We start from the raw sequence: 11789 nt of genomic DNA, 5'->3' as shown, positions 1-11789 counted from the left end.
ATTAAAAGGGACTTCAAGAGATTGAAATTTGGTAGATATAGAGGTGGAAAAGTATATATATTCCCTTTATTTTAACTCTTCAATACTTGTCTTTATTTCTTCCTCCCTATTCCCTATTCCCTATTCCCTGTTCCCTGTTCCCTATCTCCCTCTAAATGTCAGATAATGCTTTATTGAATACGCCTGCTTTTTCGCTAGCTGCAATCACAATCAAATAATCATTTTCATTGAATTTATATTCAGAGGGAGGATTAGAAATTACATTTCCTTCTTGTCCTTTTTGAATTGCAATTATAATCGCTTGATCTGTTTGTTTCATCCGCACAAAAACATCAATAAAATTCAATCCTACCTCTGATTTAGGTAGTGGAACTTTATAAAGTTGACTTCCATATTCATAACTTAAGATATCAGAAACAGCTTCACTAATACCATGATTAAGAGCTGCTTTAGAAATTAACCGACTACTTAATTGACTTGTGACAATAATTTCATCTGCATTAGCTCGTCTACAAGTAGGAACATAAGCTTTATCAACTAACTCAACAATCGTATAAGAACTTCTATTAATACTTTCAACTGTTAGAGTTGCTAAAATTACTTTTGCATCTCGATTTTTGTAATCTAACTTATCATCTCCTAAAATAATAACAGTCTTTGCTGCTTTTAAGTTGGCTTGACTTAAAGTCTCATCTGAAACTTGACCTCTCACAAAAAATAAATGTCGATCTTCTAGAGGTTTGTGTTCAATATCTGCAATTAAAACAATAGGTTTTTCCTGAATTTTTGGGTCAATTCGTAATTCTTTAATAATCGTTTCGGCGCGGTAATTCCATTCACAAATAATAATATGGTTCTCAAATTGATAAGAGTTCATACCTAAATCATCCTTAATTTTTTGATCGATTAAAATACTAGCTAATGTAGCACTAAAAACTCCAAGAAGCGCAATCCCAATAATCATATCAATTATTGCAATTAGGCGACCTATTGTTGTAACTGGAGTAATATCACCATAACCGACTGTAGTTAGAGTAACAATTGTCCACCATAGACTATCTATTAAAGAAATATCAGGTTCTGCTAGATAAATTCCGATTGTACTCAAGCTAACAATAGCGACAATCAAAATAACTAAACGAATAAAGTTTTCTTTCTCTAAAAAAATCCATATTCTTTGCAGTTTCAGATACTGCTGAAAAAGCCATAACTTGAGTTTATTTTTAGATTTTTTCTTACTTCTCATACTTTGTTTATTGTTCATAATATTAAATATTCTGGTGGGGAATATTTTTGTAGATTGGGTTGAGTCAACGTTTAGCGTTCCGCACAACTCCGTTAACGCTGCGCGACATGAAAAACGCCAGCTTATCTGTTAGGATAAACCCAACAAATATAGCACTATAATTTTTGCTGAGAAAATCTCCAGCTATGTTTTTGATGATTCAGGTTGTAAAGACTAAACAAATTCCTCATAATGCTTTATTAATACAGTTTAGGTTGAGTTGTGCTGGCACTTAACCCAACCTAAAGTCTTACCAAATAATTAATAATTAATAGTTAATAGTTAAGGAAGTAAGAAATTTTTATGTATTATTTATATTTTTTCAAAGCGCATTGTATTATAAATAGGAAAATATATGCGGTCGTGTAGTTCGTAGTGATAGTCAAATAACTCGTGAAGAAAAATATTTTATCCAAGATTTATCAGGATTAGTATTTTCTTAGTTAGCTGATGTTTTTGATAATTCAGATTGGCATAGGAAATAATTTTCTCACCTGCTTTATTACTACAGTTTATGTGGGGTTGCCCCTGACTTGCCAACTGAAAATCTTCCTTCTTCCTTATGACTAAATGAATATCATCTCTCACCAAATTGAATGTTCTGGTGGCGGATATTCTTATTAGGTTTGGTTGAGTCAAGGAAACCCAACAGATATAGCCGGAAAATTGTGGCTGAGAAAATATTTTCAGGTTGATGTTTTTGATGATTCAGATTGGCACAGGAAATAATTTTCTCACCTGCTTTATTAGTACAGTTTATGTGGGGTTGCCCCTAACTTGCCAACCCAAAATCTTCCTTCTTCCTTATGACTAAATTAGTCTCATCTCCCACAGATTAAATATTCTGGTGGGAGATATTTTTGTAGGTTTGGTTGAAAAAGGAAACCCAACAGCTATAGCCGGAAAATTGTGGCTGAGAAAATATTTTCAGGCTGATGTTTTTGATAATTCAGGTTTGCACAGGAAATAATTTTTTCAACTGCTTTATTACTACAGTTTATGTGGGGTTGCGATGGCGCTTAACCAAACCTACAATCTTAGATTTTTTCTAACTTGTAATTATCCGTGCATCCGTACCAAAATCCCTGTCTAGCCTTCCTCTTTAATCAATCAAAATATCTTCCTGAGATTCCTGACAATCATATAACCAATTTAAATCCGGCATTTCATCAAGAGCTTCCCTAAGAGCAACCTCCCAAAATTTCCGAACCTTAGCCAAATACGGGTCGCCCAAACGCAGTTGTAACCGATACCGAATTTTAAAACTATCCTTTTCATACATCACCAAATTAATCGGCGGCCCCACAGAAAGATTAGATTTCATAGTAGAATCTATTGAAACTAAAGCACACTTAGCAGCAGCCTCCAAAGAAGTAGAAAAACTCAAAGCACGGTCTAAAATAGGTTTCCCATATTTAGTTTCACCTATCTGTAAAAAAGGCGTTTCCTTAGTAGCAGAAATACAATTTCCTTGAGCATAAATCAAAAATAATTCCGGGTCTTGCCCTTGAATTTGACCCCCTAATAAAATACTGCATCCTGTATCAATTCTATCTTGTTGCAACCAAGAGCGGTCTTGCCCTTGAATTTGTCGAATTTTTCCCCCAATGTATCGAGCAATTTCATAAAGGGTAGACAAATTATGAAGATTAATATCCTCAGAAATTTTTAAATCTTTTTTAAGTTCGTTAATGACTCCCTGAGTAATTGATAAGTTCCCAGAAGTGCTAATCAGGATGACCCGCTCTCCAGTTACAGAAAAATCAAATAGCTTCAGATAAGTCGAAATATAATCTACTCCCGCATTAGTACGAGAGTCAGAGGCCATTACAATACCAGATTCAGTAATAATACCAAGACAATAAGTCATGTATGAATTTAGTCAAAAGTCTAAATATAAAAGTCAAAGGCATGAAAATAAGTCCATAACCTCTAACCTTATCAAGTATTTTTGCAAAATTTTTGTCATTTTGTTGTGCAGGATGCAATTTTTTTAAGAATTTATGAGTAATCTCATATAGGCAATTAAACCTATTCATCCAAAAAATCAATAGGTTTAGGTATAGCCATCTGCTATCATAAATGTTAACATTCTTAACATACTATTGATTTATGTAAAGGCAACAAAAATTATCTGAAGCGATTCAGAAAACAAAAAGGTCTACTTTTACTTTAGGCAAATACTACTAAGATTCTGTACTCAATCTAAATTCCAAAATAGTAAAACTTTTTTATTGCCCACAAATGTCGATCCTAGAGCCAAACAAACAAGATTTGGACTCTTTGCTCATATCTAAAAAATCTAAAATCTATAAATTTCGACTCTCTATAGGCCAAATTAATCAATTATGGTCAGAGAAAAAACTTTTTTAAAAAAATTCAAGAAAAGCGTAATGCCCGCCCGCTTTTCTTGCTAGCTCAAAATAGAGTTATTTAGCGGGAGGAAGATTATGAAGATTGGTAAAACCTCAGACATAGACTCTGTACGCACATATCTCAGAGAAATAGGTCGTGTTCCTCTATTAAGCCACGAAGAAGAAATCCTATACGGAAAACAGGTGCAACGCCTAACAGCTTTGCAGGAATTGAATCAGACTTTAACTGAAGCATTAGGTCGTAAGCCAACATTAGTAGAATGGTCAGATGCCAGTAATGTCTCAATGAGTGAATTGCAGCGAATTATCAGAGAAGGTGAAAGAGCCAAGCGGAAAATGGTAGAGGCAAATTTACGCTTAGTTGTATCTGTTGCTAAAAAGTATATCAAACGAAATGTAGATTTACTCGATCTAATTCAAGAAGGTACTATTGGTATGCAGCGAGGAGTAGAAAAGTTTGACCCTACCAAGGGTTATAGATTTTCTACTTATGCTTATTGGTGGATTCGTCAGGCCATAACTAGGGCGATCGCAGAAAAAGGCCGTACAATTCGCTTACCTATTCATATTACAGAAAAGCTAAACAAGATTAAAAAAGTCCAGCGCCAACTGACTCAACAACTAGGACGTTCAGCAACAACCGCTGAAATAGCAGCAGAACTAGGTTTAACTTCAAAACAAATTCGGGAATGTTTAGAACGGGCTCGCTTACCTTTATCACTTGATTTACGAGTGGGAGACAATCAAGACACGGAGTTAGGAGACTTATTAGAAGATACGGGAGCTTCTCCAGAAGATTATGCTCTTCAATCTTCCATGCGAACTGATTTAGAATCAATCATGGCTGACCTCACTCCTCAACAAAAGCAAGTTTTGGCCTTAAGGTTTGGTTTAGAAGATGGCCAAAGTATGACTCTATCGAAAATCGGTGCCCGCCTAAATATTAGTCGTGAAAGAGTACGGCAGATAGAGCGAGAAGCTCTTAGTAAACTTCGTAAAAGAAAACAAGATATGAATGATTATTTAGCTAGTTAGATTCATTAATTGATAATGGATAATTAATAATGGATAATTACCTCTGGTTAAAACTGTAACAGAATTGAATTTCAGGAAATCATCTGTTCTTTTTTTCTTTTTAAATAGAAGGATTTAAACCTTTGGAGATTAATCATCAATTATCCATTATCCATTGGTAAATGGTACAGGTTTCCGTAGTATCTGCCTTAGTGCCAAGCCCAATTTGAAAAAGGTTTGCACTTAGTTACTTCACTGTTATATTTCTGCTTCGCTACATTGCTTTTACTCAAGCGGAGCTTTTTTGTGTAGTTCTCTACAGACACAAACCGTATTTTCTTCTACTTCTATTTTAAGGAATTAGGGAGTAGGCTATAAGGAAAAAAATGTACAAGTATATTTTATAAATATAGCCTAATTAGATAAAATTATTTTACCAAAAAATCAAGTCTCAAGGCTCCTCTTTTCAGGGGATGAAAAAAATCAATTTCCTTATTTCAATCCCAATGATTCAGTCAGAGGTACTGATAACTGATAACTACTAACTGATAACTGAAATCATGCTTGGTATAACTTTTAATTCAGCTTCGGCATTAGTGGCAATCAATGTAGTGGTATAATCAAAATGGTCTTATGCCAACCCGTGACTATGTAAACATAAAGCCTAACACCAAAGTTTGTTTTCGAGTAAAACAACGGCTAAAAAAAATAGGTAGACTCGGAAAATAGCAAAGCTCAGTGGTAGATATACCAGTTTATCAAAAAGGTGTCAAACACAGAGAAGCGTGGTAAACGAGTGAAAAGAGGACTTTATCAAGCAACAAAAATGGTGTCAAATACAATGAGTCATGTCAATGGAAGTTTAAACACTGATACGAAAAGTAGTCCCAAACGCTTTTAGCAATGGGATAGAGGAGCCAGTGCGTTGGGCGGGTTTCCCGAAAGTCAAGCAACTGGCGTGGTGTTGTAGTGCCTCCTGGGTCGGAGCTACGCTAACACCCCGTTAAGGTAACACTTAATTAAAACTAAGTCAAGGAATATTTTTCTATAGATTTAGTAACTATTTAGGAAGTTAAAAAAATATTAACAATTGTCATAGATATGGTTGGTTAAGTCTATCAACCATGGTTGTCAAAAAAAAGTTTCTGAAATGGAGGTAGAAAGTGACCAATAGAAACAATCAAGGGCCAGAGTTGTTTGAAGAAAATTCAGAAGGAGCCAATTTACTTTGGCAATATGTCCAATCTATGAGTCCAGATACAGTCTCCCACTTATCAAAACCAACTTCCCAAGAAGTTTTTCAGGTGATGGAGCGAAATATTGTTGGACTCTTAGGTAATCTCCCCTCAGAACAATTTAATGTAAATATAACAACTAGCAGAGAAAGTTTAGGAAAATTATTAGCTTCAGCAATGATCAGTGGCTATTTTCTGAGAAATGCTGAACAAAGAATGACATTTGAAAAGTCTTTTAAAGTAAATCAAACATTTAATAATGAGGGTTAATTAGTTAAATTTTATTTATTCCCTTGGTTCTTACACCGGGGGTTTTTTATTACAAATAGGGAAGAGGGAAGAGGAAATAAATTTTCACTTCACGCCAAAGGTACGGAAAATTATGAGTGTAAGTGATTTTTACAACTCTAGCTTATCTTAAATAAAGAGTAAGTTTATTTTCTGGAAATATCTATTGAAGGAAGAAAAATAGTAAATTTTATTGCTTAATCAAGTCAAGAAATTTATGCAAAAAAATAAGCACTTATAATCAATATTTCCGATTTATAGCAAACATTTATCAAAGTGGTATTATTCAATCTATCTAATGACATATCTAAAATAATAAAAAATAAAATAATACTAAATCTGACTTAATGGGAGGGGATTTTTTAGAGTTACAACCTTTGCTAAATAAGGAATTAGACGATGGAAAAAACCTGTTTTTATACCCAGATTTTGTATCAAATATTGTACAGAAATAATCAATTATTTTCCCCTACTCCCTACTCCCTATTCCCTACTCCTTTTTTTATAGAAATATCTAATTATTGATAAGTATTCAAACGGACATGATATTACCTCATAAGTTAATTGGTGTTGCTGTTATCTGGAATGAAGCAGGAAAAATTTTAATTGACAAGCGAAAACCTGGTGGTAGTTTTGGTGGTTTATGGGAATTTCCTGGTGGTAAAAAAGAAGTTGGTGAAACAATAGAAGATTGTATTAAAAGGGAAGTTTTAGAGGAGTTAGGAATTGAGGTTGCGGTAGAAGAGCATTTGATTACAATAGACCATAATTATCCGGAAATTAGAGTCACGCTTCATGTATATCATTGTCGTTATTTGTGTGGAATAGTAAAAGCTATAGAATGTGATGAGTTTAGGTGGGTGACATTAGATGAGATAGATCGATTTACTTTTCCTCAAGCAAATGAGCAAATTATTACTGCTTTGAAGAAAGCTTAAGGAAGAGGGAGAATAGATAATTGTTAAAGAGCTAATTATCCATTATTCATTATCCATTATCAATTAATTAACTTCCCTCTTCCTTCCAGAGAACATACTGTTTCAAGACTGGGTTTAAACTAAAATAAGTAGTCTTATCTTCTTGTTTGATATCTAATAATAATCGTCTTTTTAGCGACTGTATAGCATTCAATAAGTCTGATGTTGATAAATCTAAAATTTTATCAATTTGATGCAAAGTAAATGGTTTACTTTCTTGAGCAAGTTGAATTATTACTGTTTGCTCATCCTGGGTTATTCATTGAAAATTTTTATCTAATTCTGCTACTAGAGATTGGTTTAAAATTACTTTTTCCCATTGCAAAAATTTAGCAACACTACTATCAAATAATTCTTGAATCATGGTGGCAGTAAATTCTATCCAACGAGGGTTGCCTTGATAGATATCAATTAAATTTTCCCAAGTTTCTTCATCTGATAATTTATGGTTTTGCAGAATTTGTTTTGCTGCTAATCCTAAACTACCTAAAACGAGCGATCGCACACAATTATTTTTGGTTTCTAGTTGAGCTATTTCGATGGGTTTTTCCCTACTATTTAATATTAAGCAACTTTGATGATTCATTTCGGCGATAAGCTGAAAAAATATCTGGTAATTTTCAAATTCAGCTTGATATTTACCGGCAATTTTTCCACTACAAAAAAGCATTTGTAGGTCATCAAGAATAATCAAACAACGATATTGGTTTAGGTAGTCGAGCAGTTGGGAAATTTGAGTTTCAATATTTTGGTAAATATCTGTTTTTTCGGAAAATATTTCTAACAACTTGGCAAGAGTTGTATCAAGTGATGGAGAAAAGCGCAGACTCCGATAAATGATGTAATTAAAATTAGTTTCTATTTGTTTGATTAATTGGAGTGTTAGGGTTGTTTTACCTATCCCACTAATTCCTAAAAGTGTAATGAGGCGAGATGAATCTTTTAATATCCAGTTTGACAAAGTTGTTAATTCGGAAGAGCGATCGTAGCAGTTAAAATCTTGGGGTGCTTCAGCTAAATATAGTTGTGGTTGATTTTTAGTTGCTTGGGAATTTTCCACAGAAGTAGGCGATCGCTCTCTCTCTGGAAAAATATTAATATTATTAGCTGTGGGATTAGTATGACAATATCCTGAAATAATAGTTGATGAAAAATTATGGCTTTTTATCTTTTCAAGTACACCTTTAAAATTAGTCTTGCTAACTTTTTCACCTAATATTAATGAGAGAAGATTCCATAATTCTTTCCCGACATTTTTAACATGACTTTCACTAAAACCACTATCCTTAGCAATGTCTGAATATGTCTTACCTTCTATAGTGCCTTTTAAAACATCTTTTTGTAAATATTCTAAGTGTTTTCCGGTTTTAGCAAAGACTAAATTATCTACTAATTCTAAGACTTCTGTACTATTCATAAATCAATTAATATTAAATCTGATTCTAATAGACTGTTGACCTAAATCGCTGAATACCTTTGAGGGAAAAGATTTGAAATTTTAGAAATTAAATTTCAGGAAAATAGTTTCATCAGAACAGACTTTTTGTCAAAACTAATACAATCTTAAAAGTACCATACTTTTCGTAATTTTCCTACTTTTATAGAGCAAATAAAGTTCATACTTTTCATACCGTCACTAAAGATAATTTTTTATTGGGATAGGTTTGCTTGCTGGTATAATAAATCTCTAGCAATGGCTAATTTAAGCCAACAGAACATCAAATTATGAAATATGAAATAGTAGGGTAGGGTGTATTTCGGATATTTCCATTTCACACAATGTTTCTCTTTTGATCAAACCAAACCACCTTACAAGGTGAAACAAACCTTCTATTTCCTAACCACACTTATCAGGAGTAAATGATTATGAAAATTGCCACTAAACTCAGTAAATTATTAACAGTTACTGGAGGATTAATAGTCGTAATAGGAGCTAGTAGAAATGCTCATGCTAGTACAATGTTTTTCACCGATGTTAATGCTTTTGATGCCTTAACAAATACAACTTTAGTAGAAGACTTTGAGGCATTCGCACCAAAAAATCGCGCTCTCCCATCCTTTGTTAGTAATGGCAATACATATACAGGTTTAGCTGGTGTTCCCCATCCTAATGTATGGGTTACTACACCTGGATATGCTAATTCTGGTGTTCCCGCAACTACTAGCAGCATACTAACTGCTAATGGCGAGGAAGATTTTACAGTAGAATTTGGTACACCTACAGAAGCGGTAGGATTTGATACTTATGTTAATGCTTTTGGTCCAGCAACAGTCAGTGTTTTTGGTACTACTGGTCTTCTTGACACTTTTCTGTTAAATCACGATCCAGCAACTGTAGGATTTTTAGGAATACTTGCTAGTGAAGAAATTAGTTCTATTCGCTGGAGTACCGTAAATGGAAGGAGGGTTGGTACAGGAATTGATAATATTGTGCAAGGTACAGAAATTGAGAGTGCATCAACGCCAGAACCTACATCTGTACTAAGTTTAATTGGTTTGGGTGTTCTAGGTTTCGGTTCACGCTTGTTAAAACGAACATCACGATAGTTTGGTAACAGCGAAACATTTACTTAGTACAAGCGGTGCGTTACATTTCATTTTTCGTATAGGGAATGCTCCGCAAACTATGTCACGCAGTGTTAACGGAGTTATGCGACAGCAAAACGCACCCTACTAGATAGACTTCCTTCTACATAGGAATCATCAATTCTTTTCCCCTACTCCCTACTCCCTACTCCCTACTCCCTAATTACCTATAAACCGGTAAAGTAAAATGAAAACAACTACCATTATTAGGACTAGAATCTACCCAAATTTTACCATAGTGAGATAAAATAATCCGGCGACACAAAGCCAAACCAATACCATAACCATCCTTTAACTCATCCCGTTTGAGTCGGAAAGAATCCTCAAAAATCCGATCGCGATTTTCCTTCGGTATACCAGGTCCACTATCAGAAACCGACACTTGCACCTTTTGAGTTGTGCGATCGAGGACGATAATCTGGATCTCCCCTTCTTTGGGAGTATACTTAATTGCATTATCAAGCAGATTAACTATTACCTGACGTATTCTTTCTCTGTCAGCATAAACCAATGGTAGATCGCTAGGGATATCTGTTTTTAACTGCAATTTTTTTAACTTCAGTCGGTCTCGAAACTGAATTTTCACCTCTGAACACAATGCTCCTATATCTAACTTCTCAGGTTGAATTTGCAACTTGGTACTTTTCCCTCTAGGTCTCTCTAGAATATCTGTAATCATTCCATCTATCACACGCACTTGATAACGTGCTTGTTTAATCAACCTTCCTACAAGAGTGGGAGAACTTTTTGCCGACTCACTCTTCACCGTTTTTTGAGTTGACTCTAAAGTTTCTAAAGCTAATGAAACTGCCGTCAGAGGGTTCCGTAAATCGTGAGCTAACATAGCAATGATACGGTCTTTAAATTTTAGTTGAGCTTGCAATTGTTCTTTTTCCCGCTTGAGGCGAAAAATTTCGTCTGACATTTGCATTAACTCGGCAGCACAATTAATTGAACTAGCAGATAATTTCTTACTAATAGCTTGTTCTGACTCATATTGGGAATTCTCATCATGCCTAGATTCTGCTAAAGAACGTTGCCAACGAGGCCACCAATATTCCAACTTCGCCACTAAATTTGTGCCAGTAAGAGTTTGCCTAGGTTCAGGATGAATTTTTAGTAAAGCAGGAGTAGCAATTAACTTAAAATGTTCTGCCATGTAGGGTTGTTCTCCTACATCAATGACATTAAATTCAAATGGGTAATCTGTTTTTAAATTACTTAGGGAGTTACGAATTGCTTGGATTTGTTCTTGAGAACCTGGACGTTGATTGATAAACAATATCAGTTGTAAGAATCCGTCGTTATTAGATTTTTCTGAAGACACCTTTACGAAATCTCTAGGTAAGTGAGATGGACTTAAGTTATCTTGTTGTCGCAGAAGAAGAGAATAATTAACCATCTAGAACTTTCCATAAATATTCCCGCCTACGTAGATTCGGCCTGACTCGGCAAGCAGGGCGGGGTTTACCACTTACCATTCACAAATTAGTTTTCAATTTATCGGCCATTATAGCGCTACACACAAGTCAAAATTCAAAATTCAAAATTCAAAATTTATTTATTAATCCCTGACTGAGTTTAAGCATTTATAAATGTCCTAACCTTTGCTTCAACCGCTATAACAGAAAGTTTGTTTCTGAGATAATTTAATCTCTATTTTATATTTTATATAATGACACTAATACTGTAAATTTGCCTTCTTAACTGTATTGAGATTATCTAATAGTCACTTGACATAATTTATTTTTTATAGTAAAGGAAACAATAATCCTTGCAAGTGGTTATAATGACTCAAATGAGATATAAATTTCTGGTAAGTGGTATACTGCAAGCTTTAACTTTAGGTGGATGATGTTGGTGAGCAGAGAAAAAAATCAGTCCCTCAAGATATTGTTCGTAGTGGCGATCGCTTTCTTTTTAATATGTCTATTATTTAATCTGCACCGCTATTATAGTTTTTACGCCTCTTACGACCAGGGTATATTCAACCAAGTTTTTTGGAATAGTATGCACGGTCGTTTTTTTA

Annotated in this window: 11 protein-coding genes; 6 read left to right on the top strand and 5 right to left on the bottom strand. The window is 34.3% G+C overall.

Annotated features, from left to right (window positions below):
- Nucleotides 1-151 precede the first annotated feature (151 nt).
- On the bottom strand, nucleotides 152-1264 hold the full coding sequence (locus F6K40_RS34680; RefSeq protein WP_293143020.1) for a potassium channel family protein: 1113 nt from the start codon (nucleotides 1262-1264) through the stop codon (nucleotides 152-154).
- A gap of 1123 nt (nucleotides 1265-2387) precedes the next feature.
- Nucleotides 2388-3155, bottom strand: a complete 768-nt coding sequence (locus tag F6K40_RS34675; protein WP_293143018.1) for a proteasome-type protease — start codon at nucleotides 3153-3155, stop codon at nucleotides 2388-2390.
- A gap of 580 nt (nucleotides 3156-3735) precedes the next feature.
- Here F6K40_RS34675 and F6K40_RS34670 point away from each other — a divergent pair.
- From F6K40_RS34670 to mutT, 4 genes are all read left to right on the top strand, one after another.
- Nucleotides 3736-4695 carry an RNA polymerase sigma factor, RpoD/SigA family gene (locus F6K40_RS34670; RefSeq protein ID WP_293143016.1) on the top strand — a complete coding sequence of 320 codons (960 nt, stop codon included), beginning with the start codon at nucleotides 3736-3738 and terminating at the stop codon, nucleotides 4693-4695.
- A gap of 745 nt (nucleotides 4696-5440) precedes the next feature.
- Nucleotides 5441-5575, top strand: a complete 135-nt coding sequence (locus tag F6K40_RS34665; protein ID WP_293143014.1) for a hypothetical protein — start codon at nucleotides 5441-5443, stop codon at nucleotides 5573-5575.
- A 262-nt stretch (nucleotides 5576-5837) separates the two neighbouring features.
- The gene (locus F6K40_RS34660; RefSeq protein ID WP_293143012.1) at nucleotides 5838-6179 is read left to right on the top strand and encodes a DUF760 domain-containing protein; all 342 of its coding nucleotides are present in this window, start codon (nucleotides 5838-5840) and stop codon (nucleotides 6177-6179) included.
- Nucleotides 6180-6739: 560 nt separating this feature from the next.
- A complete protein-coding gene (gene mutT / locus F6K40_RS34655) occupies nucleotides 6740-7135 on the top strand; it encodes an 8-oxo-dGTP diphosphatase MutT (protein WP_293143010.1) in 396 nt (131 codons plus the stop codon).
- Between the two features lie 67 nt (nucleotides 7136-7202).
- Here mutT and F6K40_RS34650 read toward each other — a convergent pair whose 3' ends face one another.
- Both F6K40_RS34650 and F6K40_RS34645 read right to left on the bottom strand, forming a co-directional pair.
- Complete coding sequence (locus tag F6K40_RS34650; protein WP_293143008.1) at nucleotides 7203-7373, bottom strand: hypothetical protein; 171 nt, start codon at nucleotides 7371-7373, stop codon at nucleotides 7203-7205.
- A gap of 60 nt (nucleotides 7374-7433) precedes the next feature.
- Nucleotides 7434-8591 carry a helix-turn-helix domain-containing protein gene (locus tag F6K40_RS34645; protein ID WP_293143006.1) on the bottom strand — a complete coding sequence of 386 codons (1158 nt, stop codon included), beginning with the start codon at nucleotides 8589-8591 and terminating at the stop codon, nucleotides 7434-7436.
- A 449-nt stretch (nucleotides 8592-9040) separates the two neighbouring features.
- Here F6K40_RS34645 and F6K40_RS34640 point away from each other — a divergent pair, with 449 nt between their 5' ends.
- Nucleotides 9041-9721, top strand: a complete 681-nt coding sequence (locus tag F6K40_RS34640) for a PEP-CTERM sorting domain-containing protein (protein WP_293143003.1) — start codon at nucleotides 9041-9043, stop codon at nucleotides 9719-9721.
- A gap of 202 nt (nucleotides 9722-9923) precedes the next feature.
- On the opposite strand, the gene F6K40_RS34635 is transcribed toward F6K40_RS34640, so the two are convergent.
- Nucleotides 9924-11162, bottom strand: coding sequence for a histidine kinase (locus tag F6K40_RS34635; protein ID WP_293143000.1), 1239 nt, complete (start codon nucleotides 11160-11162; stop codon nucleotides 9924-9926).
- A 452-nt stretch (nucleotides 11163-11614) separates the two neighbouring features.
- Between F6K40_RS34635 and F6K40_RS34630 the strand changes: the two genes are divergently transcribed.
- Nucleotides 11615-11789, top strand: a 175-nt coding sequence (locus F6K40_RS34630) for a DUF2079 domain-containing protein (protein ID WP_293143022.1), incomplete at its 3' end; no start/stop codon positions are given.

Source organism: Okeania sp. SIO3I5 (genome assembly GCF_010672085.1).
Taxonomy (GTDB): Bacteria; Cyanobacteriota; Cyanobacteriia; order Cyanobacteriales; family Microcoleaceae; genus Trichodesmium.
This window is presented reverse-complemented; position numbering and strand designations above follow the sequence as displayed.